Source organism: Halorhabdus sp. CBA1104 (assembly GCF_009690625.1).
Classification (GTDB): Archaea; Halobacteriota; Halobacteria; order Halobacteriales; family Haloarculaceae; genus Halorhabdus.
The window spans coordinates 1,411,977-1,437,937 of the sequence record NZ_CP033878.1; the positions used below are offsets into that span (position 1 = coordinate 1,411,977).

Here is a 25,961-nt window from a genome sequence, read left to right on the forward strand (position 1 = left end):
CCGCAGAGGCAGGGCCAAGAAGTGTCCGTCAGTCGAATAGTCTGCTCGAACGCGTTCCTCAATCGAACAGCCCTGTCGAGAGATACCGCTCGCCGCTGTCCCAGAACACCGTCACCACCAGCGGTGTGTCCGAAGCCTCCGGGTCGGCGCGCTCTTCGGCAACTTCCCGAGCGATAACCCCCATCGCGCCGCTCGACTGGCCGACGAGGATGCCTTCCTCCTGGGCCAGACGACGACACTCCGCTTTGGCATCGTCCAGAGCGACGGTTCGTACCTCGTCGAGCAACTCGCGATCCAGGTTGTCACTGACGAACCCCGGCCCCATCCCCTGGAAATTGTCAGATCCGGACTCGCCAGTCGAGAGGACGGCGTTGGACTCGGGCTCGACGGCGATGACGTCGACCCCGGGGAACGCCTCCGTGAGTCGTCGTGCGTTTCCACTGATCGTGCCGCCCGTCCCGACGCCGGCGACGAACGCGTCGATCGTCCGATCGCCGATCTGATCGAGGATTTCGCGGGCCGTCGTCTCGTAATGGGCCTGCGGATTGGCCGGGTTCTCGAACTGGCAGGGCTGGAACGTGCCTGCCTCGGCTTCGAGTTCGTCCGCCCGCTTGCGGGCAGTAGTCATGTCACCCTCGACGAGTTCGAGGTCGGCCCCGTAGGCCTGCATGAGACGACGGCGCTCGACGGACATGTCTTCGGGCATGACGAGAGTCACATCGTAGCCCTTTGCCGCTCCCACAAGCGCGAGTCCGATGCCCGTGTTCCCGCTCGTCGGCTCGACGATACTGTCGCCGGCTTCGAGTTTACCCGCCTGCTCTGCGGCCTCGATCATACGCAAGGCTGGGCGGTCCTTCGCCGACCCGCCCGGATTGAACGACTCTACCTTCGCGGCGATGGTCGCCCCTGGCGGCGAGGATAGCTCGACCAGCGGCGAGCCGATCGTCTCCAGAATCGACGTATCCATTTGGACCGGCTAGCGCTGTGGGACGTAAATCTCTCCCGGACACCGGCAGGATCTACCGTGGCCGAGGACGCGATCCACTGGATGGGCTGTTTTTGTACGGGGTTCGACGATTGGGGCGACTGACCAGCGACGACGAGCCGAGACGCCCACCTGAAGTGTCACTCCCGTTCGGACTCCGGGACACGCCAGGTGTAGCCGACGATTTCGAAGGGCCGAGTATCGGACTCGTCCAGTACCGTTGCGTTCATACGAAACGTTCGTGTTTCGCCCGACTTCGTGCGAGCCTCGTACTGGAAGTTTGTGACGGTCCCCTCGGTGGCCAGTCGGTCGATAAACGTCTCGCGTCGCCCCGGAGACCGGTACAGTTCCTGGGCGAGATCGTTGTACGCATCGATGGCAGCCGACGGTGTGTCGTAGCCGACGAGGGCAGCCATCGCTTCGTTGACCTCGTAGACCGTGCCGTCCGAGGCTGTGCGAAAGATCCCGATCGGGGCGACGTCGAACAGCGTTTCGTAGCGCTTTAGCTCCCGATCGCGCCGTCGCTGGGCGAAAGCGTGTTCGATCCGATTGGCCAGCAACGCGTATCGCTCCCGGCCGCCCCCCTTCTGTAGATAGTCAGTGACGCCGCGTGCGATCGCTTCACTGGCGACTTCCTCGCTCCCCTTGCCGGTAAAGAGAATGAACGGGAGTTTGGGATGGTCGGCTCGGATCGCTTCGAGTAATTCGAGGCCGTCCATGCCGGGCATGTCGTAATCGCTGACCACACAGTCGACGGCGTTGCTCGACAGTCGATCGAGGACCGCAGTGGGGTCCGTTTCTGTGATGATCTCGAAGCGCTCTGCGCTACGCTGGAGGACAGTTTCACTCAACGTGAGAAAGTCCGGATCGTCGTCGACACAGAGTACAGTGACAGCGTCGTCCCCCGACATGTCACTAGTGTGGGTGGGCGTTCGCATAAGTGTAGGGTGAACGCACAGTCCGTAACCGGGCACTGTGTAGGCGCTGGAGGCCACCATCGACAGCTCGGTCCCACCGCCGGCGATGGATTTCCTTCGAAGGCTACCATCTCGGACTGGGAATGGCTCGCTGTATGCCGAGCTGATAAGTTTGGCATATACCCAACAGAGCGACAGCGAACCCCTTCCCAGAGTGGGGCTACCCGCAGGGAGATCGGGAAGGTATGCCATCGCTGTGGGGCTAGTTCGATCTGTGGCAGGTTCGATCGGTCGATCGAACACGCCGAGACCGGATAGTGTCGCCAACGACGCGACGGTTATAGGGCTCGCTATCGTATCGTGGTCTATGCCACTGGACACGCTAGAACCGAACCCGGTCTGGAACGCTGACGCCCACGAAGAGACTGTCGAAACGCTGGCAGCCCTCGACGACGTGACCTACCACATCTGGGGTGGAGACTGGTGTGGCGACTGCCGATCCTTGCTTCCGGAGTTCGGTGCCGCACTCGCGGCCGCCGACATCCCCGACGAGCACGTCGTACACCATCCCGTCGACCAACAGAAAGACGGCGAGGGGGTCGAAGAGTACGGCATCGAGTACATTCCGACAGTCGTCGTCGAACGCGACGGCGAAGAACTCGCTCGCTTCGTCGAGGACGAGGGCCAACCGATCGCCTCCCATCTGGCGACCCAACTCGAATCGGCCGAGACGTCGGCCTGAATCGAAATTATTGCGCTCGGTCACCGTCGAACCACGCAAGCGCCGCCTCGACGTCATCGAGTGGCCGCGAGCAGGTGAAATCACGGCAGGCGTAGATGGTCGACTCGTCGTTGCGGGCCGCTCGCTCGGCAAATATCGGCGGGGCCTTCTCTAGACCGAACTGGTCGAGCCACCGCACCAGCCCGTTCTCTGTCGGCGGTCGCCGGGCGAGAATTCGGTTCGGCAAGGGGGTTTCCCCGATCCGTTCACGCCATGACTCGGGAATGGAATCGGCGGCCACCGTCAGTTCGCTGGCCCCACTGGTCGCGTGGTCGGCCGCAAGCACCAGCGAGGCATGCTGGAGCGGGTCGGCTGCGATCGCGTCGTGGTGGGTCGACAAGACCGATCGAGCCACGTCGTCGAAGCGGTCGTGTGGCACGAACGCCGACAGCGAACAGAGCACGTCGACCGCGACACCGGCGCTCGAGGGCGTCGAGCGGTCTGTGACCTCCTGGGGACGCGCGAGTAACGCCGTTCCGCCGGCCTCGGTGAAGTACAGCGTTCCGTCCTCGTCGTCCCAGAAGCGCGACTCGATCCCGCGAGCGAGTGCGAGCGCGAACCCGAGGTGGTCGGGGTCGCCGGTCGCCTGATAGCAGTCGAACGCCCCGCGAGCGAGAAAGGCGTAGTCCGCCAGATACCCGTCGATCTGGACGTCGCCGTCCGCATAGCGGCGTTTCAACAGCCCCTCTGCATCGTCCCAGAGATGCTCACGAACGAACGCGAGTGCTTCGCTGGCCCGATCGGCCAGGTCGGCATCGAGTGTGAGGGCACCCTCCGAAAGGGCCGAGATCGCCAGCCCGTTCCAGCCGGCCAGGATCTTTTCGTCTCTGGCCGGGCGGGTCCGCTCCGACCGGGCGTCGAACAACTGCTCACGAGCCCGTGCGAGGCGATCTCGAACGTCCGCAACGTCGAGTCCTGACTGCGCTGCCAGTTCCTCGTGCTCGGCACTGATCGTCAGCACCGTCTGTCTCTCCTCGAAGTTACCGTCTTCGGTGATCCCGAACCGCTCCAACGCCAGCGAGGCGTCCGTCTCGTCGTCGACCGCCGCCCGAACCTGCTCGGGCGTCCAGACGTAGAACCGGCCCTCCTCGCCCTCGCTACGGGCATCGAGCGTGCTGTAAAAGCCACCAGCAGGGTGAGACAGTTCCCGATCGAGGAAGGCGAAGGTCTCCCGAGCCACGCGGGCATAGCGCCGCTTTCCGGTCGCCCGGTAGCCCTCGATGAACGCCCGCGGGATCTCCGCGTTGTCGTAGAGCATCTTCTCGAAGTGCGGAACGGTCCAGGACCGATCGGTCGCATAGCGGTGGAAGCCACCGCCGACGTGATCGTAGAGGCCGCCCGTCGCCATCGCGTCGAGCGTCTCCGTCAGAACGGCACGATAGTCCTCGCCACTGGCCTCCGTCCGTTCGGTGTCTCCGACGTCACTGCCGCCGATTCCCTCCAGATCAACGTCGGCGGTGGAGCCACTGTCGCCGTCGAGCCGAGCGTCGGCCCGCAACAAGAGCTGGAGTCGCGCCGGCTGTGGGAACTTCGGTCCGCCACGTCCGAACCCTCCGTGTTCACGGTCGGCCTGGCGGAGCGCTGACTGGGCGGCGTCTTCGAGGAGGACTCCGCCTGTGCCGGCGTCCATTTCGGTCGGCGTCTCGGGCGTCCCCTCCAATTGTCCGGCGATCGCGTCGGCCCACTGGTCGGCCCGTTGTTGGACGTTCTCCCGGTCGTTCTCCCAGGTCTCGTTGAGGTCCTCGAGTAACTCCTCGAAGCCCGGCCGTCCGCCCTGGGGCTCCCGCGGGAAGTACGTCCCCACGTAGAAGGGCCGGCGATCGGGCGTCAGCCACACCGAGAGGGGCCACCCGCCCTGCTGACCGAGAAGCTGTGCGAGGGTCTGGTAAATACGGTCGACGTCCGGCCGTTCTTCGCGATCGACCTTGATGGGGACGAAGTGTTCGTTTAGCGTCTCGGCGACGACACGATCCGAGAAGCTCTCTTCTTCCATGACGTGACACCAGTGACACGACGAGTAGCCAATCGAGAGGAAGATCGGCGTGTTCGTCTCCGTGGCGGTCGACAGCGCCTGGTCGTCCCAGGGCTGCCAGTTGACCGGGTTGTCTGCGTGTTGGGTCAAATACGGACTCGCCTCTTCATCGAGGCGGTTGCGCTCGGTGGGCGTGGGCATAGCTATCTGTCAGAGTCCAACGGGTAAACCCGTGGCGTCGCCGGCGAGGCTCGCACCGCCAAGAGCAACCTTTACACTCCCCTGGTGTGGCCCTTCTGCCATGACAGAAACGGTGCTGTTGATCGGGGGCGGCGGCCGGGAGCACGCGATCGCCCGCGCGCTCGCCGAGTCGGACTGTACGCTGTATGCCGCCGCCGGCAACCGTAATCCGGGGATCGCCAGCCTGGCCGATGGCTTCGAGACGCTGGAGACGACTAACCCCAGGCCGTGACGACCTACGCAAACAAGGTTGACGCCTCGCTGGCGGTCGTCGGCCCGGAAGCGCCCCTGGAGGCAGGCGTCGCCGACGCCTTAGACGAGGCCGGCATCTACGCCTTTGGCCCCCAGGCCGAGCAGGCCCGTATCGAGACGAACAAGGGCTTTCAGCGTCGGTTCATGGATCGTCACGACATTCCCGGCTGTCCCGACTACGAGGAGTTCACCGACAACGAAGCTGCCTGTGAACACATCGAGGAATACGACGGCGATCTGGTCGTCAAACCGGCCGGTCTCACCGGCGGGAAAGGCGTTCGTGTCATCGGCGATCAGGTGACCGCCGAACAAGCAAAGGCGTACATTCGCGAATCTAGCCACAACCGGATCGTCCTCGAAGAGCGACTAGTCGGCGAAGAGTTCACTATCCAGGCGCTGGTCGCAAACGGCGAACTCCGGGTTACGCCCGCCGTCCAGGACCACAAACGCGCCTACGAGGGCGATGACGGCCCCAACACCGGCGGAATGGGGTCTTACAGCGACGCGGGCCTCGAACTGCCGTTCATGGATCGAGACGACTACCTGGAAGCGGTGGACATTCTCGAAGCGACCGTCGACGCCATTGAGGGGTACAAGGGCGTTCTCTACGGCCAGTTCATGCTCACCGCCGAGGGGCCAAAAGTCGTCGAGTTCAACGCCCGCTTTGGCGACCCCGAGGCGATGAACACTTTGCCCGTCATGGAGACAGACCTGCTCGATGTCCTCGTTGCCGCCCGCGAGGGCGAATCGCTCCCCAAACTCCAGTTCCAGCCCCAGGCGACGGTCTGTAAGTACGCAGTGCCCGACGGCTATCCGACTGACCCGGACGCCGGCGCGAAGGTCCAGATCTCGCCCGAAAATGCCGGCGACGCGCTGTTGTACTACGCCAGCGTCGACGAACGTGAGGATGGGATCTATACGACGACGTCCCGCTCTTTTGCGGTCGTTGGTGTGGCCGATGGGATCACGGACGCCGAAGAAATTACAACGGGGGCACTCAACAGCGCTGGAACCGAAGGCCTGCGCGTCCGCTGGGACATCGGGCAAGCTGAACTGGTTCAGTCCCGGATCGACCACATGGACGAACTACACAGCAGCGAGTAAAGCGAGCCTCGGCGAACGGCCTCATTCGGAATCGAAAATTGGCTCTCGTTCGCTGTCCTGTCGGTCTTCCAGATCCTCGAGGGACTCGGTCTCAAGCAAGCGTTGGAGTTTGCGTTCGAACTGGTCGTCGGTGAGTTCGCCGCGCGCATACCGGTCTCTGAGTGTTTCGAGTGCTTGTTCGTCTGTTTCCTGGTTCTGTGTGTGCTCGGGTTCAGTGATCGTCTCGTCGTCCCACCACTCTTCGATATCTTCCTCGTCACCGAACAGTAACGCGACGATCGGGACGATCATAACGTATCCAACGAGCATGAACGGCAGCCACCAGTCTTGGCCGGTAAACAACGCGCCGAGGAAAATGCCCGTCACGAGGATCGAAACGACGCCCGTCGCGTTTTCGCACAGTCGCTCGATCGGTCCAGCATCGTCCATGTCCGGTTGTTCTGTAGAAACTGTCTTTACAGTGTCGACGCACTGTCTCGAACTGCCAGTTGTCCGTCCGCCTCGATAGGTACCACCCAGAGTTGTCCACTCCGCCAGTGTCGGACAGTCGAGAGTATCGGCCGGGAGTGAGCAAACGCACAGCGTTTGCGAGCTACGGGCGACACACGACCACAGGGAGTGCACCGAAAGACTCGCTTCGCTCGCCTTTCGAGCCCTCGTCGCGCTTCACGCGACTCGGCACCGGCGTTTCTTTATCCGCGCGAGCAAAGCGAGCGCGGTTCACTCGGCGCGACTATCGGGAGCGCCGAGGATGTTTTTCTCCGCGTTTTTGCGAGTGAGAGGTGCCCGCAACGAACGTAGTGAGCGAGGACACCCGAGCGAGTAAAAAGAGGGAGTGCGCCGGCCGGGAGTGAGCGAAGCCGAAGGCTTCGCGATCTACGGGCGGCGCATCGAATGACGACTGTAGGGAGGAATGAGATGCGCCGGCCGGGAATTGAACCCGGGTCGAGAGCTTGGAAGGCTCTTGTCATACCACTAGACCACCGGCGCTCACTTCGTTCGCGCCGAGCATCGACGGACTCCGTCCGTCTCAACACCGGCGCGCTCGTTCAACGGAACTGCCCACTGTGGATGACCAGCCCCGCGTTCGCATCCGAACGTAACTCAGCCCACGTTAAGGGTGTTTCCTTTCAGTGCGACGCCGGCCGGACTGTCCCATAGCAGTTCCCGCTGGAAATCTCGCACTCGACCAGCGCGAGCTCACTCGCTTCAACGTCCGCTCGAAACTCCGCGGGCGCATAGATATGATAGAAGCGCGCCACGGCCTCGCCGCCGGGCAATGTCCACTCGACGGTCGTATCGAATCCCTCCTCTGCGTCGGCGGGTACGTCGAAGCGGTCGTGGGCGGTACTCCAGGCGCTGACCAGCGCCTTGCCGTCGGAGTGCAGCACCCGCGCGAGTTCGTCCAGGCTAGCGATCCGTGCCTCTCGGGACGGAAGGTGATGCAGCGTCGCGACGTAGACAGCCAGATCGACGCGCTCGCTCACGATTGGCAACCGCGAGGCGTCCCCGAGCAACACTCCCGCGTCCGGAACCCGCTCGCCGGCAGCGTCCAAGAGCGAGCGGCTCACATCCACTCCGAGTACTCGGTCGGCTCGCTGGTGGAGGGTTTCGACGTGGCGGCCGTTGCCACAGCCGATATCGAGCGCGCGTTCGACGCTCTCGGCGTTCTCGACGAAGGTCTCGACTTCCGGCCAGGCGTATTCCCGCGTCTTCGAGAAGTGCTCGGCGATACGATCGTACGTGTCACGCACGTCCACGCGGGAGCGGTCCATTGGGTGCCTCGATCAGTCGTACTTTTCCGGGTAGGCCTCGGCCAGCAGATCGGGCTGCGATTCGAGACGTTCCCGGATCGGATCGACGATTTCGCCGATGTACTCTCCGGCGGCGTTTTTGAGATCCTGTGGGTGGAGTTCCTCGCTCACGAAGTCCACCTCTAACTCCTCGTAGGTGTCGTAGGTGAGGTTCCCGCCGTACTGCTCGGGCCGTTCGACCACAAAGGCCGCCTCGCGCTCCTCGAGGATCGGGAATACGAGGTACCGGACATACTCCAGGACGCCATTGCCCTCGACCTCGCCCATCGGACAGTAGGCGTCGCCGATCTTCTCGGCGACCGTCTCGGGGTCGTCTGTCAGTTCGACTTTCGAGGACTCCTCGGAGGCACTCATCTTTCCGCCCGTCAACCCGGAGAGCAACGGTGCGAAGACGCACGTCGGGGCTTGGCCGCCGTGTTCGGGCAGGACTTCCCGAGAGAGCATGTAGATCCCGCGCTGGTCGATCCCGCCGTATGCGACGTCAGCGTCCAGTGCGTCGACGTCCAACGTCTGCATCAGGGGATAGACGAGCCCGCCCAGATTGGGCGAATCCGATTCCCGGACGACCTCGCTTGCAGCACGCTGGGTGCGGGCGATCGTCGTCTCGGCAGTCATCCGCAGCAGTTCGAGGGTGTACTCGCGGTCGAGTTCGAACTCGCGCCCGCGCACGAACGTGATTTGTCCCGGATCGGCACCGGCGGCCTCGACCATCGCCTGGATCGTCTCTTCGTAATACTCAGAGCGCGCTTCGAGCAGGTCGAAGGGGCTCTTTGCGTCGTCGAGATGAGCGTGCAAGTCCGCGATCAGAACCGTCACGTCCATCCCGGCCTGCAGGAAGTCCGCCAGCTTGCGGATCGTCGTGAAATGTCCGATGTGCATCTCGCCGGTCGGCGCGTACCCGATGTACACCGACGGGTCCTCGCGCTGTTCGAACAGCTCCCGGAGTTCGTCCTCGGTGACGACCTCCGCCGTGTTGCGGGTCGCCAGTTCGACTCGCTCGGCCGTGTCCATATCCGTTGGTCCGGAGTCGGTGCCTAAAACAATTCGTTTCCCGGTCCGGACGATCCGGCAATCCGGTCGTTACTCCTCGCGATCGGCAACCCGCCGCCGGTGAACGATCCCCTGGTTGTTCGCCGCGTTAGCGACGAAGTTCCGGAACGCATCGCCGACATCCAGATCAGCTAGCACGGCGGGTCGACCCTCGTCGCCACGTTCGCGGATCTCCGGGTCCAGCGGGATCGATCCGAGGAACGGCATGTCGACGTCGGCGGCGAACTCCTCGCCGCCGCCTTCCCCGAAGATGGCATGATCGCTACCACAGTCCGGGCACTTGAAGGAACTCATGTTCTCGACGATACCCAGGACAGGCGTCTCGTGACGGCCGAACATCTCCAGGCCCTTGCGGGCGTCGTCTAAGGCGACACCTTGGGGTGTCGTGACGATGACCGCGCCGGTGACGGGGACTGTCTGGAGCATCGTGAGTTGTGTGTCGCCAGTCCCCGGCGGGAGGTCGACGACGAGGTAATCGAGGTTGCCCCACTCGACGTCTTCGAACAGTTGGGTCAGTGTCTGGTGGACCATCGGGCCACGCCAGATGACGGGATCGTCTTCACCCAGCAGGAAGTCCATACTCATGAGTTTCATCCCGTGTTTCTCCGGCGGGATGATGCGCTCGTCCTCGGTGGCCTCGGGACGTTCGTGGGCGTCGAGCATCCGCGGGACGTTCGGCCCATAGATGTCGGCGTCGAACAGCCCGACGCGGGCGCCTCGGTCGGCGAGTCCCGCAGCGAGATTGACGGAGACGGTACTCTTTCCGACGCCGCCTTTCCCCGAGGCGACGGCGATGACGTTCTTTACCCCAGGCAGGACCTCGCCGTCGGCCTCGCGTTCGACCGTCGCCGAAAGCTCCACGGCCAGATCGGGCGCGGCATCACCGACTACCTCGCGCACGCGGTCGGCGATAACCGTCTCGTTCGGCGAGAACGGTGCACCCAGCGCGAGGTCGATCCGCGCAGTCCCGTTGTCGATCTCGACGTCGTTGACCAGCCCAAGCGAAACGATGTCGTCACTCAGATCCGGATCCTCGACCGATTCCAGCAGTTCCAGCAGCTCGGCTTCGTCCATGGGGTCCGATAGGCCCCGAGCGAGCGAAAAGGCTTGTGACCCCGCACCGTGGGCCGTCCTCGACGGTCAGCGAGTCACGGGCTCGCCCGGACCGATCGTGAACGCACAGTCCGCTGCCAGTCTGAGCACGGCCCGATCACCGAGATCGACGTCGCGGAGTTGCCGCGCGATCGGATGGTCTCCAAACGAGATCGACGCCCGGGGGCTCGCCGGCCAGACGCCGGCCCGCCCCCGCAACGCGGTCGGCTCCCGAAGCAACTCGCCGTCCGTCTCCGTGAAATTGTACCCCGACAGCCGGAGTGGCACGGTCGGCGGTCGCTGGATCGACGCGGTGAGCAATTCCGCCCCGTCGGCAGTGACTGTCGCCGTCCGCGTCCGGCCCTCGTCGGTCACGTCGATGTCGGCGACGAGTTTGGGATAACCCCAGATATCGACACCGAACGCGCGGGCGGGTTCCGTCGTCACGGGGAGCGTGTAGACGTAGCCACTGACAGGGCGCCGCAGCAGCGAGAGATACGGCACCGTTCGTGCCCCCGCTTCGACCGCGGGAATCAGCACACCTACCTCGTCGTATGGCGGGATCGTCTCCTCGCCGACACGGTCGTACCGGACGACGAGTACGGTTAGCGTGGCGCGGTCAGCACGCGTTCCCACGGGTTGCAGTCCGTCCGGGAGGAGGTTCTGCACGTCGCCTCGATCTGCGGGAAAGACGGCGCCCACGATCGTCGCAGAGAGACTGACCGGGAGTTCGAACGTGTGGCCCGTCGAGACAGTGACGGTCTCGCTCATTCGACAATCGACCTCCGGAATCGGCTCAGAGCCGCAAGCGCGGCGATGGTCACCCGGTGCCCGAAATCCTGGATCGGCTGTGGCAACCATCGGGTCGCCAGGATCAGCTTCGCTGGCAAGCCAACGGGATAGCGGGCGGCCGGCGTCTCAGTCGTCGCGGCGTCGTAGATCGTCGCCGCGACCCGCTCGGGTGAGACGGCGAGTGGCCCGCCACCCAGCAGCGCATCACCATCGAGGGCCTCGTAGATCGTCGCGTATCTGTCCGAGCGATCGAATCCGTCGAGGTGGCGGTCTGACGTGGCGGCGAGGTCAGTGTCGACCCAGGCGGGTTCGACCAGGGCCACGGCCACGTCCTGATTCGAAAGCTCCACGCGAAGCGTATCGAGCAGCCCCTCGACTGCGTGCTTGGAGGCTGCATACGCGCCCATCCCGGGAGTCGTTACGCGCCCGTGCGTACTGGAGACTGCGATGGCCGTCCCACCCTGCTGGCCCAACAGCGGCAGCGCGGTCCTAATCGTCCGCAAGGTCCCGTGGACGTTGACCGCAAACTGCCGATCGATCCAATCGGGCGGGAGGTCTTCGAGCGGGCCGGGCTGACAGTAGCCGGCGTTGGCGACCACCGCATCGAGTCCGCCAGCATCCTGGTGAATCCGCTCGAAAATACGGTCCAGATCGTCCTGGTCGGTCACGTCAACCGTCGCCGTGTGACAGCCTGTGAGCGTCGCCAGTCCGTCGGGATCGACGTCACTCGCGTAAACGTTCCAACCACGAGTCGCGAACTGGTGGGCTGTCGCCCGGCCAATCCCGGAGGCAGCGCCCGTCACGAGCACTGTTTTCATGGAACGTATCGTCGACTGCTGGTACTGAAAGGGTTGCGCTGACGGGAGCGGCTCACGGCGATAGCGATGACGATTGCCAGTGGTGATTTCCATGTGCCACGGTACCGTGACTTTCGCGCCCGGAGACAGCCCTTTCGTTGCGTTTATATACCGACGACGGATATCGAAGGGTACGCATCGTGTAGGGGCTTTGGCCCCGAGTCCGCAAGGGCGCAAGTACGTGACAGCGAGTCGTGGTAGCCAAGCGGCCCAAGGCGCATGGTTGCTAACCATGTGGCGTAAAGCCTCCGGGGTTCGAATCCCCGCCACGACGTTTCACGATCCCAACATATGAGCGCAGAAGACCCAGACGCGGACGCACCGGAGGACGACGAAGACCTTCGGTACTTCGTCCGCATCGGCCAGGCAGACCTCGACGGCACGAAGTCCGTCGAACGAGCCCTGACAGACTTGAACGGTATCGGCCAGCGCGCGGCCCGCATCATCGCCAGCGACGTCGACATCGACCGCCGAGAGACGTTCGGCCGGCTCGAAGACGAGCAGATCGAGGCGATCGTCGAGCGCGTCGAAGGGTTCGCCGAAGAAGTGCCCGAGTGGCTGGCGAACCACCGCAACGACTTCTTCGACGGCGAGACGACCCACGAGATCGGAAACGATCTCAACCTCACCCGTCGACAGGATATCAACCGGATGAAGATGATCAACGCCTACAAAGGCGTTCGCCACAAGCGTGGCCAGAAGGTCCGCGGCCAGCGAACGAAGTCGACTGGTCGAACCGAAGGCACCATCGGCGTCAACGTCGAGGCGATCAAAGAAGAGCGTGAAGAAGAAGCCACGGAGGATGACGAATAATGGCGCTCGGATCCAACACCAAGTTCTACGAGACGCCGAACCATCCCTTCCAGGGCGAACGTATCGCCGACGAAATGGGCCTCATCGGGCAGTACGGCCTCAAAAACAAAGAAGAGCTCTGGCGTGCCCAATCGGAACTGCGAGGGTACCGCCGGGAGGCTCGGCGGTTGCTCGGTCGGGACGCCGACGAACGCGAGGCCGAAGAGTTCCTCGGTCGCCTCAAACGACTCGGCATTCTCGGTGACGAGGACCGCCTCGACGACGTGCTGTCCCTGGAAGTGACGGACGTCCTCGAACGGCGGCTCCAGACGGTCGTTTACCGGAAAGGGTTGGCCAACACGGTCGATCAGGCCCGGCAGTTCATCACGCACGGCCACATTCTGGTCGAGGGTCGGCGCGTCTCGATCCCCTCGAAGATGGTGGCCGTCGCCGAGGAGCCGAGCATCGAGTTCGACGAGACGAGTCCGCTCGCCGACGATCTCCACCCAGAACGCGCGGAGGAACGATAATATGGCAGAAGACGACGGCAAGTGGGGCATTGCCCACGTGCACGCATCGTTCAACAACACGATCATCACGATCACCGACCAGACCGGCGCCGAGACGCTGGCGAAGAGCTCGGGCGGGACGGTCGTCAAGCAAAACCGCGACGAGGCCTCGCCGTATGCCGCGATGCAGATGGCCGAAACGGTCGCCGAACAAGTACAACAACGGGGCATCGACGGCGTGCACGTTCGTGTTCGCGGCCCCGGTGGGAACCAGCAGCAAAACCCCGGACCGGGCGCGCAGGCGACCATCCGGGCGCTGGCTCGCGCGGGTCTCGAAATCGGCCGGATCGAGGACGTGACTCCGATCCCGCACGACGGTACCCGCAGTCCAAAGTCGAGTGGATTCTAACATGGCCGAGTACGACGTCACGTTCATCGAACGCGAGGAACGCGAAGCCCGGTTCCTAATCCGGGGTGTCACCCCCGCGTTCGCCAACGGCATCCGGCGGGCGATGATCGCAGACGTGCCGACGTTCAGTGTCGACACTGTCCGCGTTATCGAGAACTCGAGCGTGATGTTCGACGAGCAGATCGGCCTTCGACTCGGGCTCGTTCCGTTGACGACGCCACTCGGTGACTTCGAAATCGGTGACGAAGTGACCCTCGCACTGGACGTCGAAGGTCCCGGAACGGCATACTCCGGCGATCTGGTGGCAAACGACGAGATGGTCGAAGCCGCCGATACAGACATCCCGATCATCGAGCTCAAGGAGGATCAGCGACTCGAACTCGAAGCCGATGCCGTTCTCGAAACGGGTCGTGACCACGCCAAACATCAGGGCGGCGTGGCAGTCTCCTATCGACACCTCCAGCGCATCGAAGAGGGCGGCGAACGCGACGAGTTCGCCGACGACGAGTCCCACATCGTTCGCGGTGTCATCGAAGACGACGGCGACTTGATTCCCACCGAGGACTTCGACAACGATCTGACGAACCGCTACCCCAACACCGAAGTTGCGGTCGAAGATGTCCCGGAAGCGTTCGTCTTCCACGTCGAAACGGACGGTTCGTTCGACGTCGACACACTCGTGACCGAGGCGACAGACACGCTCCGGTCACGGGCTGAGGCACTGACCGACGCGGTTGCACTGTAACGATGATTCGCCCCCAAAAACCGAAATCGACGGCGCCCGCTGCCCCTCGTGGTGCGAGCGGCGCGACCGTCCGTATCGAAAGCGGTTTGAAGGGGCAGGAAAAATCGAATTACGCGTGCAGGGATAGCCAAGTCTGGCCAACGGCGCAGCGTTCAGGGCGCTGTCCCGTAGGGGTCCGCAGGTTCAAATCCTGCTCCCTGCACTTTTCAGGAGGAACGTTATGAGTAAAAGTAATCCGAGACTGCGTAGTCTCATCGCCGACCTGAAGTCGGCCGCCCGCAAGGGCGACGGAGACGTCTGGAGCGACGTCGCCGAGCGCTTAGAAAAACCGCGGCGCACCCACGCGGAAGTCAACCTGGGCCGCATCGAGCGGTACGCCCAGGAAGACGAAACCGTGATCGTGCCCGGGAAAGTGCTTGGCAGCGGCGTCTTGCAGAAAGACGTTACCGTCGCCGCCGTCGACTTCTCGTCGACGGCCGAGCGGAAGATCGACCAGGTTGGCGAAACGCTACAGCTAGAACAGGCACTCGAACAATTTCCCAACGGCTCGAACGTCCGGGTGATTCGATGAGTATTGCAACGATCGACGCGGATATCGTCGTCGATGCCCGCGACTGTATCATGGGTCGGGTCGCCAGCCAGGTCGCCGAGCGTGCCATGGATGGCGAGACCATCGCCGTGGTCAACGCCGAACACGCCGTGATCACCGGCGACGACCAGGACGTCTTCGAGACGTACAAGAAGCGGACGGATGTCGGCAACGAGCAGGGCCGAGCGTACCCCAAGCGCCCGGATGGCATCCTCAAGCGGGCGATTCGCGGGATGGTGCCCCACAAGAAACAGCGTGGTCGCGAGGCCTTCGAGAACGTCCGCGTCTACATGGGCAACCCGTACGACGAGGACCCGCAGGTCCTCGAAGGGACGTCACTGAATCGACTGTCGAACATCAGATTCGTCCAACTGGGCGATCTCTCGGCACGACTGGGAGCCAAGGTAACATGGTAACGAACACGTCAGGCAAGAAGAAGACTGCCGTTGCCCGCGCAACCGTCTCGGAAGGCGAGGGCAAGGTTCGAATCAACTCCCAGCCCGTCGAACTATTCGACCCGGAGCTGGCGCAACTGAAGATGCTGGAGCCGTTCCGAATCGCCGAAGACGGGCTCCGAGCGGCTGTCGATGTCGACGTGACCGTCGAAGGTGGCGGCGTCATGGGACAGGCCGACGCCGCACGGACGGCGATCGCTCGCGGGCTGGTTGAACACACCAACGATGCGGAACTTCGGGATGCCTATATGGCATTTGACCGGTCGCTACTGGTCAACGACGTTCGCCAGAGCGAACCCAAAAAGTGGGGCGGCCCGGGTGCCCGCGCCCGATACCAAAAATCTTACCGCTGAGGTGAGCGCACGTCATGATGATACCGGTCCGATGTTTCACCTGTGGCACCGTAATCGCCGGACACTGGGAAGAATTCAAAGAGCGCGCCAGGGAGGGCGACGAGGATCCCGAGGCCGTGCTAGACGAACTCGGCGTCGAACGGCACTGCTGTCGCCGGATGCTCGTCTCCCACGAGGATCTGGTTGACGTCGTGGCACCCTACCAATGACTGGCGACCAAGACTACAACCGCTACGAGAAAGCTCGCGTCCTGGGCGCACGGGCGCTGCAGGTAGCATACGGGGCGCCGGTACTAATCGACACCGAACAGACCCAGCCGATCCTCATCGCGGCCGAGGAGTACGACGCTGGGGTATTGCCGTTTACAATCAATCGAGGTAACTAACAATGACGCTTATCACCAACGTAACACTCCGACGCGTACTGGACTCGCGAGGCAACCCGACTGTCGAAGCCGACGTCACTACCGAGAGTGGTGGCTTCGGTCGTGCGGCCGCACCGAGTGGCGCAAGCACGGGCGAACACGAAGCGATCGAACTCCCGCCGAGTGAAGCAATCGCGAACGCACGCGATCTGGCCGTTCCGCGACTGGAAGGCGAAGTCTACGCCGGCAACCAGCGGGAAGTCGACGCCGCACTCCACGCTGCCGACGGGACCGACGACTTCTCGGAGATTGGGGCCAACTCCGCGGTCTCCATCTCGATGGCCGCTGCGAAGGCCGGCGCCGACGTGCTGGGCGCACCGCTGTACCAGCATCTCGGTGGGACCTTCCGTGGCGATCAGTTCCCGACTCCGCTCGGTAACGTCGTCGGCGGTGGCGAACACGCCGAGGAAGCGACGAACATTCAGGAGTACCTCTCGGCTCCTGTCGGCGCGCCTTCCGTGACGGAGGCCGTCTTCGCCAACGCAGAGGTCCACGCCGAGATCAGCAACATCCTCGAATCGCGTGGCGTGCCCGTCAACAAGGGCGACGAGGGCGCGTGGGCGCCGCCGATCGGCGACGACGAAGCCTTCGAGGTTGTCGCGGAAGCGACCGACCGTGTCAGCGAGGAGCGCGGCTTCGAGATCAGCTTCGGGCTGGACATGGCCGCCGCAGAGATGTACGACGCCGAGGCAGAAGAGTACGTCTACGAGGGCGAACCCAACCGCTCGACGCAAGAGCAGATCGACTACGTCGTCGAGATGGTCGAGGAGTACGACCTGGCCTACGTCGAGGACCCGCTCGACGAGAACGACTTCGAGGCCTTCGCCGAGTTGACCGAGCGTGTGGGTGACCAGACGCTCATCTGTGGCGACGACCTGTACGTGACGAACGTCGAGCGCCTCCAGGAAGGTATCGACCTGGGCTCGTCGAACTCAATCCTCATCAAGCCCAACCAGATCGGGACGCTGACCGACGCCGTTGACGCGATCGAACTCGGTTCGAAGAACGGCATCGAGTCGGTCGTCTCCCACCGCTCGGGCGAGACCGAGGACACGACGATTGCCCATCTGGCCGTCGGCGCGGCCGCTCCCTACATCAAGACGGGGACGGTGGCCGGCGAGCGGACGGCCAAGCTGAACGAACTCATCAGGATCGAAGAGAACGCATGAGCGACGACGACGAGACAGACACCGAAGCAGACGAACCCGAGGCCGCCTCGGAACCCGCCGGAGAGGCCGGTGCGGTCGCCGAGGAAACCACGCCCGAGGCGGAAGCGAGCGAGCCGTCGGGCGACGACGAGGTCGGGGAACAGGCAGACGAACAGCCGGCAGACGACAAAGCCCAAGAGGTACCCAGCCAGGACGAGAACGTCATGCCCGACGAGCAGGCCGAGGCAGACCTGCTGATCCCGGTCGATGACTACCTCTCTGCCGGGGTTCACATCGGGACCCAGCAGAAGACCACGGACATGGACCGGTTCATCCACCGCGTCCGGACCGACGGTCTGTACGTGCTGGACGTCAGCATGACCGATACGCGCATCCGCAAAGCCGCGGACTTCCTGGCCAACTACGAGCCAGAGCAGATTCTGGTGGCCTCCTCCCGGCAGTACGGTCGCTTCCCGGCCGAGAAGTTCGCCGACGCCGTCGGCGCTCGCGCCCGGACCGGCCGGTTCATCCCTGGGACACTCACCAACCCCGACTACGAGGGCTACATCGAGCCCGACGTCGTGGTCGTCACGGACCCGATCGGTGACGCCCAGGCCGTCAAGGAGGCGATCACGGTCGGCATCCCCGTGATCGCGATGTGTGACTCCAACAACACGACCAGCAACGTCGATCTGGTCGTCCCGACCAACAACAAGGGGCGGCGCGCGCTGTCGGTCGTCTACTGGCTGCTGGCCAACGAGACGCTGGACCGTCGCGGTGCCAAACCGGCCTACAGCCTCGACGACTTCGAGAGCGAACTGTAAGGTCGATCGTTTCGCAGTCTCGGATTCGGCGGTATTTCCGTTTTTACAAGAGCAGTACCACCTCGTAGCTGTATCTTTGTCTCGTCATCGCAGTCAGCAACGACGGATGAAGATTGGCCTCCGGACTACCGTGAGTACAGTCTGAGCGACGCTATAAGGTCATCGTGAAAACTAGCCAAACCAGATTACGATCAGTCCCAAACCGATGAACATTGGGCCAGTAACATATCGTGTGGTGATAACTTGAAATCGGTCTGGCTCTGGGTCGGCTGCATGTCGGTTCCGGTATCGTGCAAGGCTTCGGGGCTTAGCAGTGCATAAGAAGCCAAAAAGAAGGAAGATAAATCCAAAAAAATATGTGTGATGGATCAACCATATCTACAATGTAGATTGATACTACTTAATCCCAGTGAACCTTATTTACTTTCTGCATAGACTAGATAATTTTCCGTCTCCGCAATGTGATTGACGTACCCGTAATCTTCACAAGGACAATATCCGCCCAGATCAGGGATACGATACGTAGTGCTGACTGTCCCTGTTACCACGTCCATCTCATTCCCAGTCAGATTATCGTTTAGGACATTTACCGTGATACCAAGTCTATCGTCCGAAGCAGTGGGGAAACTATCTTTTCCAAGATTAGGATCAACATTATACGTCCAGATATACCGTTCTTCACCATCCTCGCTGCTGGGTGTTTGGTGATCGACTTCTATGAGATCTTCTGGATTACCGTTATCCCATTGGTCAATCAGAAACGAAGCAAATCCAAGCGCAAGACCACTTGGAGGGGAAGTGAATGCACCCACGATAGTGAGGCCTATTGCGATCGCTTCATCCACAAACGACTCAGATTTTGTACTCCCGTCAGCTCTGGGTCGTGGATCAGCAAGTGGTGTCTTCGACTCGTTATTTGTATGAGCCATGAATTCAAATTTTTTCACCACTGGGTCCACATATTTCCCATACATATCTTGGAAGTCCGACTCACATTCTCCAAGTAAAGTACCAGGAAGTTCTTCAAAATAGCATTCAAGAGTTATCTTCTCGAACGAACCTTCCGAAATCACAGGCGGCGAAGTATGGTCCCCCCGCAACGTCATTGACGATCTGAAGTCAACGCTGGTGCTGTCCTGTGTATCGTTTAGGCATACGTCCCAGTTATCTGTATCATAGTCTCTAGTATCGAAGGAATAGCTTGGGGTCGCTTTGTCCTCATCGACATACGTAACATCATATTCTTCAGACATTACTTCTCACCCCCTTTGTTGTCCTTCTTTTTTCGTTTCTTCTTACCCTTTGGTTTCAGATTTTTCAATGACGTGCTGGTTGGAACCCCTTTCTCAGAAATGTCCGGGACTTCATCGAACTTTTTGGCCTCTTCTTCTGGTGAGAGCATTTTTCTTATTTTGCCGACAGACGCGCCGTTTTCTTTCGCGTTCATTGTGTAGCTAAGGTCTGCAAATCGGTCACTTGGACGGGTTACGATTCCCACAATATGGTGACCGTCAAACTCCAATTTGCAAATCAATTTCTCTCCATCGCGAGTGTATTGCGGTTCGGTAAGTTCAATATAATACTGCCAGAGCGGTCCGGCTTTTTTGTAGGGACTCAATGTTCCCGAATCACCCAATTTGATATTGAATCCTCCAAGCTGCAACTTTCCAGAGATCTCGCCCTCTCCATGGTGTTGGATCTGGGCATGTGCTGGTCGCTGTACTTGATGGGTGCGTGTGTCATACGTTACCCCGACAAACTTTCTCTTCGAATCAGCGGCTACAGTGCCAATACCCGATAATCCAACAAGTCCAGCACCCACCGAACCACTCATCTGTTTTAAAACGGAACGCCTACTGAACGGAAGTCGGCCACCAATTTGATTATCAGATATCACAATCAAGTTGACTATCCAGTAATAATAAATATACCGGATTTTAGTCAATCATTTACTCTGTTACTATGTATACATCATACAGTTCATACCTTGGTTGAAAACCAGAAAGTACCCTTGAAATGGGTGCTAAGAATAGTAGAGGAGTGTGCTATTCTTGACTATGGATAGTAGGGGTATCTCCGATCAGTCACCTCTGACTGTTAAGACATTGCAAGAGGTTCTATAGGTACAAACTAATCGTGCTTCACGGAGGAACATGGTTACCAATTAACCCTACAAAGAGTCTATACCAGCACCAAAAGTGAGGGTCCATCCAGAATAAATGAGGCTGTTATGATTTGATTGACTGGAAGCAATTGTAATAAAGAACGACCCCGCTATCGTTCTTCGGTCTGATGCCGGCCCCCTCTCGTCACTGCCATCAAAAATGACGAACATGAAACGATCCCAGGAGAGCCATGACCTCAGTGCGAGGATTTTTCGATAACTCCCCCGTATCGCAGGGGCACGTCCAGATTTCGAACTCAGTCTTGACGACCGACGCTTCGATACGTTCGAACCCACAAACAACTGCCTCAGTGCCGATCTCTCCGGTTACCAAAGACATTACACCGAACCGGACTGTGTGACAGTATGGCACGCACTCGGACGACGGCCCTCTTTTGGGGGGCGGGAGCCCTCGCCTGGGTCCTCGGGATGGTCGTCGCGCGGCCGTTGGTGGGGGGCGACCCGACGCTGGTCGTCGCCCAGACGCTGATCGAGGCCGCACCTGGGTCGATCGCGACGTGGGCGATCGAAACGTTCGGAAAATACGCCCAGTGGCTGCTGGTCGTGGGGGTATCGTTCGGAATCGTCGGCGCTGGTGTAGCGATCGGCGTCGCGATCGATCGGGGTGGGCTCGGCGTCCAGCGGCAGTTGCAGCTGTCGTATGTAATTGCGCTGGGCGTGTTCGCCGTCACGGCCGGTGGCTTCTACGTGGCTGGTGGCGGGATTTCGAGTCGCTGGCTACTCGCGACAATCCTCGCGATCGTCCCGCCGGGCGCGGTCTGGTGGGCACAGGTCGGACCGCGAGGGGCAGTCGGAAAGCGACGCGCCATGCGACGGATGAGTGGGGCCGCCGGGACAGTGCTCGCGGGCGGTGCCCTCGCCCGCGTCCTCGGCGAGTCGCCATCCGTGGGTGGCGTCCAGCCCGGCGCTGATCTCGATCCAGTAGACGAGAAGACGGGGACTGGAAGGACGACGCCAGCACCGACGGGCACACCTGGTGGGGAGGCACTCGAATCACGGAGTAAGACCAACGGCGTCGTCGTGTCCGAGGCAGCGAGCGACGCCACATTCGGGTTCGACTTCGAGGGGATGCCGGATCGCGTCGGAGCAATCGACAATCACTACGTCGTGGACAAGAATATCTCGGCGCCCACCGTCAACAGCCAACAGTGGGAGTTGACGATCGAGGGGGCCGTCGAAGAGCCTCGGGTGCTCAGTTACGACGAGTTGACCACACATCCGGCGGCTCGCGACCTGACGCTGACGATGGTCTGTATCTCGAATACGGTCGGTGGAGACCTGATCAGCACGACCGACTGGACCGGCGTCCCGATCAAGACACTCCTCGAAGAGACAGGCGTCGAAGCAGACGCCATCGACATTGTCACCCACGCGGCCGACGGCTACTCCGAAGCCCTCCCGTGGTCAGTCGTCTCGGAGCGTGAAGACATCTTCCTGGCATTTGGCGTGGACGGGAAAACGGTACCCAAACGCCACGGGTTCCCGGCCCGGTTGCTCATTCCCGGTCGGTACGGCATGAAGTCGACCAAGTGGGTGACGGGCCTCGAGGTCTCGGCAAGCGATCACGAGGCCTACTGGGAAAAACGCGGGTGGGACGAGCGTGCGGTGATCAACACGCTGTCGTACGTGCGCGCGATCCAGCGCCGAGGTGCACAGATCGCCGTCGGTGGGATCGCCTACGCCGGGATTCGGGGAGTCGAAGGCGTCGACGTGAGTCTCGACGGCGGTGAGACGTGGGCCGAGGCTACCCTGGAGTCGGCGCCATCGGCCTCTGCCTGGAACCGGTGGCGCTACGAATTCACACAGCCAAATCCGGAAGCACTGGATGTCCGCGTCAGAGCAACGGACGGCGACGGAAACCGACAGCGCCGCGGACGATCTAACCCACACCCGGGCGGGTCGACCGGCTGGCATTCTGTGACGCTCTCGCTGTAGTTGTCGGTTCAGACACCGATCATACCGCGAGCGAGCGCGATTCCGGTCCGGGCGTAGGAGGGGCGAGTGACGCGGTCGTGTTCCTCGCGGGTGAGCTTGAAGTCGAAGACGTCGATGTTCTCCGCGAGGTGATTCCGGGACGTCGACATCGGAATCGTCGCAACGTTCTCGTGTTGGGTCGCCCAGCGGATCGCGACCTGTGGCCCGGTCTTCCCGTAGCGATCACCGAGGTTCGCCAGCAGCTCGTCACCGATCAGCGCACCGTTCGCCAGCGGGCTGTAGGCCGTCAGCATGACATCGTTGTCTTGGCAGTAGGAGAGGAGTTCCCGCTGGGGCCACCACGGGTGAAAGAGCACCTGGTCGGTCAGAATGGGCGCGTCCGAAAGTTCCCTGGCGCGGTCCAAGCGGTCTTTCCCGAAATTGCTGACGCCGATGTTCCGGGTCATGCTACGGTCGACAGCCTCGTTCAGTCCGGTCATGACGTCTTCGAGGTCGGCGAGCGGGTGTGGCCAGTGAATCAACAGCAAGTCGACGTAGTCGGTCCCCAGTTCTTCGAGACTGTCTTCGACTGAGGTGACAATCGACTCGACGGAACGATGGGTCGGGTTGACCTTGGTAGTGAGGAAGACGTCTTCGCGATCGACATCGGCCTCCGCGATGGCGCGACCGACGCCGGACTCGTTCTCGTAGATCTGGGCGGTATCGACGTGTCGATACCCGCTGTCGAGAGCGTTGCTGACCGCGTTGTAGGCGGTACCGGTCTCCATCTGCCAGGTGCCGACGCCGATCGCGGGGACCTCCGTGTCTGAGACAGTGACGTACTCCATAGATTCGGTAGGGCGGCGATCGTTATGAACGTCCGGCCGACGTGGTAGCGTGACTGTCCGACTACGGCCGCAGGGCAACAGACGGCCAACGGTCCCGCGGTTCGTAGCGACCCATCGATAGACGCGTTCCCGCGTCGCCGGGTAGCCGGGCACCCGTCCCAGCGCGTCGAACAGTGCAGCAGGGGCGAGGTCGGTCTCGGCGAACGCGCGTTCGACGGCTTTCCCACAAGAGTAGACGGCGTCGTCGGTCAGCAGGTGTGCACACTCCCGGTAGTCCGCAGGGAGGCGCTCGCGCTGTGCGGGCGATAGCGCGGAGAAGCCGACGATCGTGACAGTGCCGTGTCGAGCGACAAAGCGGGCCGAGCGGGTACAGAACCCACAATCGTCGTCGTAGACGAGCGTCGGTTGCATAGGGAAGCTACGTGTGCCAGCGGTAAAGAGCCACGTCCCGACAGGAAGGCGACAAGCGATAGGCGACGAGTAGGCAAGCGGGCGAGGATACAAGCCTAGAAAGTGATGCTCGCGGTGGGTCGGTCCTGCTGGGCTTCGCTGCGAAGGCTTCGATCGCGAAGCTCCCGCTATCCGGGGCTACCGTCCTCGCGGCCTCGCGAGCGTGGTGCTGTACGTGACGATATGGGGCTACCAGTTTGGCCGCCGGCTCGGTGAGAATATCGCGAAAACTGACCAGGGCAATCTTCTTCCAGGGAGCCGGCGTTAACTCACTATGGCCGAAGGAAACACCTTCCTCAATGCGTTGCTCGGGGCAGTCGCGACGACGATCTTGGCGTTCGTTCCGTTCTCGCCGTTGCTGGGTGGTGCCGTCGCGGGCTATCTGCAAGGCGGCGACCAGTCCAGCGCGATAACAGTCGGAGCTCTAGCTGGGTTGTTCGCGGCGATTCCACTCGTGTTCGTCTTCGTGGTGCTGGGCTCGATCATCCCGTTTCTCCCGTCGTTCGGCGTTCCCGGGTCGATATCAGCCCTGCTCGGTATCTTCGCGCTTCTGGCTGTCTTCGCCTTGCTCGCCTATTCGGTGGGGATGAGCGCACTCGGTGGTCTCCTCGGCCGATACGTCGCCACCGAAACTGACGTCGAGATCTAAGCCACCGGTTCACAACGCCCATTACCGTCCCCCGGAAAACCTCGAACATGGTTACAGCGAGCGCGCCGGGGAAGGTGTATCTATTCGGCGAGCACGCCGTCGTCTACGGCGAACCTGCCGTCCCCTGTGCGATCGAGCGCCGAGCCTCGGTGACGGCGACCGAACGAGACGACGACGCGTTACGGGTCTACGCAGGGGATCTAACCCTGGACGGATTCACCGTCGAGTACAGCGGCGACGCGGCCGGGCGGCCAGACATCGACGTCGAACAACCCTTGCTGGACGCCGCAATGGGCTACATCAACGAAGCGATCGAGCAAGCACGGGACGCCGCCGGGCACCCCGAAGCCGGCTTCGACGTCACGATCGATAGTGCAATCCCACTCGGTGCCGGGTTGGGTTCGTCAGCGGCAGTCGTCGTCGCGGCGATCGACGCCGCTACTCGGGAACTTGGCACCCAACTTGCAGCCGAAGACATCGCCGATCGTGCCTATCAGGTCGAGCTCGCGGTCCAAGACGGCGAGGCGTCGCGTGCGGACACCTTCTGTTCGGCGATGGGCGGAGCCGTCCGGGTCGAAGGTGACGACTGCCGACAGCTCACAGACGTCCCGAATCTACCGTTTGTAATCGGCTACGACGGTGGATCGGGTGACACCGGCGCGCTCGTTTCGGATGTCCGCGCGCTGCGCCAAAAGTACGACTTCGCCACAGACACAGTGGGCGCGATCGGGGACCTCGTTCGTCAGGGCGAGGCTGCAATCGCCACAGGGGATCTGGCGGAACTCGGCCGCCTCATGGACGTCAACCACGGGCTCCTCTCGGCACTCGGTGTCTCGGCCCGCTCGCTGGATTCGATGGTCTGGGCAGCCCGCGAGGCGGGCGCGCTGGGGGCGAAACTCACCGGGGCTGGCGGCGGTGGCTGTATCGTCGCACTGGACGAGACGGAGGCGACGAAACGGGCACTCGATTACACGCCTGGGTGTGAGGAGGCATTCCGGGCGGAACTGGACACCGACGGTGTCCGGGTGGAAGACCAATGAGTCGAAGAGTGCGGGGGAGCCACACGTGACGACCATTCTCAAGCTCGGCGGGAGCGTCATCACGGAGAAGGACACCCCCGAGACCGTCGACGAAGCGGCCCTGACAAGGGCGACCGATGCCATCGCCGACAGCGGCGTCGAAGACCTCGTGATCGTCCACGGCGGCGGGAGCTTCGGTCACCATCACGCCGACCGCTACGGTGTAAGTGCCACAAGCGGGACCAGCGACGCGGCGGGCGTCTACGCGATCCACGACGCCATGCGACGACTCGACGACGCGGTCGTCGCGGCGCTGCAGTCGGCCGGCGTCCCGGCGGTCCCGGTCGACCCGTTCTCGGTCGCCTCCCGGGACGAGGACGGGAAGACGACGCTCCCCACGGACGGCATCGAACGCATTCGTGGCGAGGGGTTCGTCCCGGTGTTGTTCGGTGACGTAGTCGTCCAAACCGGCGTGGGGGCAACGATCCTGAGCGGCGACGAGATCGCCGTCATGCTCGCCCACTCGCTTTCGGCCGACCGGATCGGCCTTTGTTCGAGCGTGCCGGGTGTGCTCGACGACTCAGGGACGGTGATCGACCGTATCGACGAATTTGGGGCCGTCGCCGCGGCCGTCGGCGACAGCGAGGCGACCGACGTCACCGGCGGCATGGCCGGGAAAGTCCAGGCGCTGCTGGACGTATCCACCCCGGCTTCGATCTTTGGTCCCGATGCGCTGTCGGCGTTTCTGGGTGGCGAACGCCCGGGGACGCTGATCGGCGGCGGCGAGTGACG

Annotated in this window: 28 protein-coding genes, 3 tRNA genes and 1 pseudogene; 19 read left to right on the top strand and 13 right to left on the bottom strand. The window is 62.2% G+C overall.

Annotated elements, in window-relative coordinates; all coding sequences use genetic code 11:
* Positions 1 to 58: 58 nt before the first annotated feature.
* Together Hrd1104_RS07150 and Hrd1104_RS07155 are read right to left on the bottom strand one after the other, a co-directional pair.
* Positions 59 to 967: a PLP-dependent cysteine synthase family protein gene (locus tag Hrd1104_RS07150; protein WP_154552104.1), complete on the bottom strand. Its 909-nt coding sequence runs from the start codon at positions 965 to 967 to the stop codon at positions 59 to 61.
* A gap of 158 nt (positions 968 to 1,125) precedes the next feature.
* Complete coding sequence (locus tag Hrd1104_RS07155; RefSeq protein ID WP_154552105.1) at positions 1,126 to 1,896, bottom strand: response regulator; 771 nt, start codon at positions 1,894 to 1,896, stop codon at positions 1,126 to 1,128.
* A 373-nt stretch (positions 1,897 to 2,269) separates the two neighbouring features.
* On the opposite strand from Hrd1104_RS07155, the gene Hrd1104_RS07160 reads away from it, so the two are divergent.
* Positions 2,270 to 2,644 (top strand): thioredoxin family protein, encoded by a 375-nt coding sequence (locus Hrd1104_RS07160; protein ID WP_154552106.1) that lies wholly within the window; start codon positions 2,270 to 2,272, stop codon positions 2,642 to 2,644.
* Between the two features lie 7 nt (positions 2,645 to 2,651).
* Here the strand turns inward: Hrd1104_RS07160 and Hrd1104_RS07165 are convergent, their stop codons facing one another.
* Positions 2,652 to 4,856, bottom strand: a complete 2,205-nt coding sequence (locus Hrd1104_RS07165) for a thioredoxin domain-containing protein (protein WP_154552107.1) — start codon at positions 4,854 to 4,856, stop codon at positions 2,652 to 2,654.
* Between the two features lie 100 nt (positions 4,857 to 4,956).
* On the opposite strand from Hrd1104_RS07165, the pseudogene purD reads away from it, so the two are divergent.
* Positions 4,957 to 6,251: pseudogene (purD, locus tag Hrd1104_RS07170) on the top strand (phosphoribosylamine--glycine ligase).
* Positions 6,252 to 6,272: 21 nt separating this feature from the next.
* On the opposite strand, the gene Hrd1104_RS07175 reads toward purD, so the two are convergent.
* The 7 genes from Hrd1104_RS07175 to Hrd1104_RS07205 form a co-directional block, all read right to left on the bottom strand.
* On the bottom strand, positions 6,273 to 6,680 hold the full coding sequence (locus tag Hrd1104_RS07175) for an SHOCT domain-containing protein (RefSeq protein ID WP_154552108.1): 408 nt from the start codon (positions 6,678 to 6,680) through the stop codon (positions 6,273 to 6,275).
* A gap of 490 nt (positions 6,681 to 7,170) precedes the next feature.
* Positions 7,171 to 7,241 (bottom strand) — tRNA-Gly (locus Hrd1104_RS07180).
* A 140-nt stretch (positions 7,242 to 7,381) separates the two neighbouring features.
* Positions 7,382 to 8,026, bottom strand: coding sequence for a class I SAM-dependent methyltransferase (locus Hrd1104_RS07185; protein WP_154552109.1), 645 nt, complete (start codon positions 8,024 to 8,026; stop codon positions 7,382 to 7,384).
* Positions 8,027 to 8,038: 12 nt separating this feature from the next.
* Positions 8,039 to 9,076: a tyrosine--tRNA ligase gene (locus Hrd1104_RS07190; protein ID WP_154552110.1), complete on the bottom strand. Its 1,038-nt coding sequence runs from the start codon at positions 9,074 to 9,076 to the stop codon at positions 8,039 to 8,041.
* A 69-nt stretch (positions 9,077 to 9,145) separates the two neighbouring features.
* On the bottom strand, positions 9,146 to 10,189 hold the full coding sequence (locus Hrd1104_RS07195; protein WP_154552111.1) for an Mrp/NBP35 family ATP-binding protein: 1,044 nt from the start codon (positions 10,187 to 10,189) through the stop codon (positions 9,146 to 9,148).
* A gap of 66 nt (positions 10,190 to 10,255) precedes the next feature.
* Entirely contained in the window at positions 10,256 to 10,978 is a 723-nt protein-coding gene (locus tag Hrd1104_RS07200; protein ID WP_154552112.1) for an acetoacetate decarboxylase family protein, read from the bottom strand.
* Complete coding sequence (locus Hrd1104_RS07205; protein WP_154552113.1) at positions 10,975 to 11,817, bottom strand: SDR family NAD(P)-dependent oxidoreductase; 843 nt, start codon at positions 11,815 to 11,817, stop codon at positions 10,975 to 10,977. Before Hrd1104_RS07205 ends, Hrd1104_RS07200 begins: the two co-directional genes overlap by 4 nt.
* A 230-nt stretch (positions 11,818 to 12,047) precedes the next feature.
* On the opposite strand from Hrd1104_RS07205, the gene Hrd1104_RS07210 reads away from it, so the two are divergent.
* The 13 genes from Hrd1104_RS07210 (at position 12,048) to rpsB (ending at position 18,104) form a co-directional block, all read left to right on the top strand.
* Positions 12,048 to 12,130: transfer RNA gene (locus Hrd1104_RS07210), tRNA-Ser, on the top strand.
* Positions 12,131 to 12,147: 17 nt separating this feature from the next.
* Positions 12,148 to 12,669 carry a 30S ribosomal protein S13 gene (locus tag Hrd1104_RS07215; RefSeq protein WP_154552114.1) on the top strand — a complete coding sequence of 174 codons (522 nt, stop codon included), beginning with the start codon at positions 12,148 to 12,150 and terminating at the stop codon, positions 12,667 to 12,669.
* Positions 12,669 to 13,178 (top strand): 30S ribosomal protein S4, encoded by a 510-nt coding sequence (locus Hrd1104_RS07220; RefSeq protein WP_154552115.1) that lies wholly within the window; start codon positions 12,669 to 12,671, stop codon positions 13,176 to 13,178. Before Hrd1104_RS07215 ends, Hrd1104_RS07220 begins: the two co-directional genes overlap by 1 nt.
* A gap of 1 nt (position 13,179) precedes the next feature.
* Positions 13,180 to 13,566: a 30S ribosomal protein S11 gene (locus Hrd1104_RS07225; protein WP_154552116.1), complete on the top strand. Its 387-nt coding sequence runs from the start codon at positions 13,180 to 13,182 to the stop codon at positions 13,564 to 13,566.
* Position 13,567: 1 nt separating this feature from the next.
* Positions 13,568 to 14,311 carry a DNA-directed RNA polymerase subunit D gene (locus Hrd1104_RS07230; RefSeq protein ID WP_154552117.1) on the top strand — a complete coding sequence of 248 codons (744 nt, stop codon included), beginning with the start codon at positions 13,568 to 13,570 and terminating at the stop codon, positions 14,309 to 14,311.
* A gap of 117 nt (positions 14,312 to 14,428) precedes the next feature.
* Positions 14,429 to 14,513: transfer RNA gene (locus Hrd1104_RS07235), tRNA-Leu, on the top strand.
* 18 nt (positions 14,514 to 14,531) lie between these two features.
* The gene (locus Hrd1104_RS07240; protein WP_154552118.1) at positions 14,532 to 14,882 is read left to right on the top strand and encodes a 50S ribosomal protein L18e; all 351 of its coding nucleotides are present in this window, start codon (positions 14,532 to 14,534) and stop codon (positions 14,880 to 14,882) included.
* Positions 14,879 to 15,316: a 50S ribosomal protein L13 gene (locus Hrd1104_RS07245; protein ID WP_154552119.1), complete on the top strand. Its 438-nt coding sequence runs from the start codon at positions 14,879 to 14,881 to the stop codon at positions 15,314 to 15,316. Before Hrd1104_RS07240 ends, Hrd1104_RS07245 begins: the two co-directional genes overlap by 4 nt.
* Complete coding sequence (locus Hrd1104_RS07250; protein ID WP_154552120.1) at positions 15,310 to 15,708, top strand: 30S ribosomal protein S9; 399 nt, start codon at positions 15,310 to 15,312, stop codon at positions 15,706 to 15,708. Before Hrd1104_RS07245 ends, Hrd1104_RS07250 begins: the two co-directional genes overlap by 7 nt.
* A gap of 14 nt (positions 15,709 to 15,722) precedes the next feature.
* On the top strand, positions 15,723 to 15,917 hold the full coding sequence (locus Hrd1104_RS07255; protein WP_154552121.1) for a DNA-directed RNA polymerase subunit N: 195 nt from the start codon (positions 15,723 to 15,725) through the stop codon (positions 15,915 to 15,917).
* Entirely contained in the window at positions 15,914 to 16,093 is a 180-nt protein-coding gene (locus Hrd1104_RS07260; RefSeq protein ID WP_154552122.1) for a DNA-directed RNA polymerase subunit K, read from the top strand. Before Hrd1104_RS07255 ends, Hrd1104_RS07260 begins: the two co-directional genes overlap by 4 nt.
* Positions 16,094 to 16,095: 2 nt before the next feature.
* Complete coding sequence (gene eno, locus Hrd1104_RS07265; protein WP_154552123.1) at positions 16,096 to 17,301, top strand: phosphopyruvate hydratase; 1,206 nt, start codon at positions 16,096 to 16,098, stop codon at positions 17,299 to 17,301.
* On the top strand, positions 17,298 to 18,104 hold the full coding sequence (gene rpsB / locus Hrd1104_RS07270; RefSeq protein ID WP_154552124.1) for a 30S ribosomal protein S2: 807 nt from the start codon (positions 17,298 to 17,300) through the stop codon (positions 18,102 to 18,104). Before eno ends, rpsB begins: the two co-directional genes overlap by 4 nt.
* Positions 18,105 to 18,520: 416 nt before the next feature.
* Here rpsB and Hrd1104_RS07275 read toward each other — a convergent pair whose 3' ends face one another.
* A complete protein-coding gene (locus Hrd1104_RS07275; protein WP_154552125.1) occupies positions 18,521 to 19,357 on the bottom strand; it encodes a hypothetical protein in 837 nt (278 codons plus the stop codon).
* Positions 19,357 to 20,001 carry a hypothetical protein gene (locus Hrd1104_RS07280; RefSeq protein ID WP_154552126.1) on the bottom strand — a complete coding sequence of 215 codons (645 nt, stop codon included), beginning with the start codon at positions 19,999 to 20,001 and terminating at the stop codon, positions 19,357 to 19,359. Before Hrd1104_RS07280 ends, Hrd1104_RS07275 begins: the two co-directional genes overlap by 1 nt.
* Positions 20,002 to 20,634: 633 nt before the next feature.
* On the opposite strand from Hrd1104_RS07280, the gene Hrd1104_RS07285 reads away from it, so the two are divergent.
* On the top strand, positions 20,635 to 22,224 hold the full coding sequence (locus Hrd1104_RS07285) for a molybdopterin-dependent oxidoreductase (protein WP_154552127.1): 1,590 nt from the start codon (positions 20,635 to 20,637) through the stop codon (positions 22,222 to 22,224).
* A gap of 8 nt (positions 22,225 to 22,232) precedes the next feature.
* Here the strand turns inward: Hrd1104_RS07285 and Hrd1104_RS07290 are convergent, their stop codons facing one another.
* On the bottom strand, positions 22,233 to 23,462 hold the full coding sequence (locus Hrd1104_RS07290; protein ID WP_154552128.1) for an aldo/keto reductase: 1,230 nt from the start codon (positions 23,460 to 23,462) through the stop codon (positions 22,233 to 22,235).
* Positions 23,463 to 23,775: 313 nt separating this feature from the next.
* Between Hrd1104_RS07290 and Hrd1104_RS07295 the strand changes: the two genes are divergently transcribed.
* From Hrd1104_RS07295 to Hrd1104_RS07305, 3 genes are read left to right on the top strand one after another with little or no spacing between them, the layout of a single operon-like run.
* Positions 23,776 to 24,150 carry a DUF5518 domain-containing protein gene (locus Hrd1104_RS07295; protein ID WP_154552129.1) on the top strand — a complete coding sequence of 125 codons (375 nt, stop codon included), beginning with the start codon at positions 23,776 to 23,778 and terminating at the stop codon, positions 24,148 to 24,150.
* A gap of 47 nt (positions 24,151 to 24,197) precedes the next feature.
* The gene (gene mvk, locus Hrd1104_RS07300; RefSeq protein WP_154552130.1) at positions 24,198 to 25,190 is read left to right on the top strand and encodes a mevalonate kinase; all 993 of its coding nucleotides are present in this window, start codon (positions 24,198 to 24,200) and stop codon (positions 25,188 to 25,190) included.
* A 25-nt stretch (positions 25,191 to 25,215) separates the two neighbouring features.
* Positions 25,216 to 25,959: an isopentenyl phosphate kinase gene (locus Hrd1104_RS07305; protein ID WP_154552131.1), complete on the top strand. Its 744-nt coding sequence runs from the start codon at positions 25,216 to 25,218 to the stop codon at positions 25,957 to 25,959.
* Positions 25,960 to 25,961 lie beyond the last annotated feature (2 nt).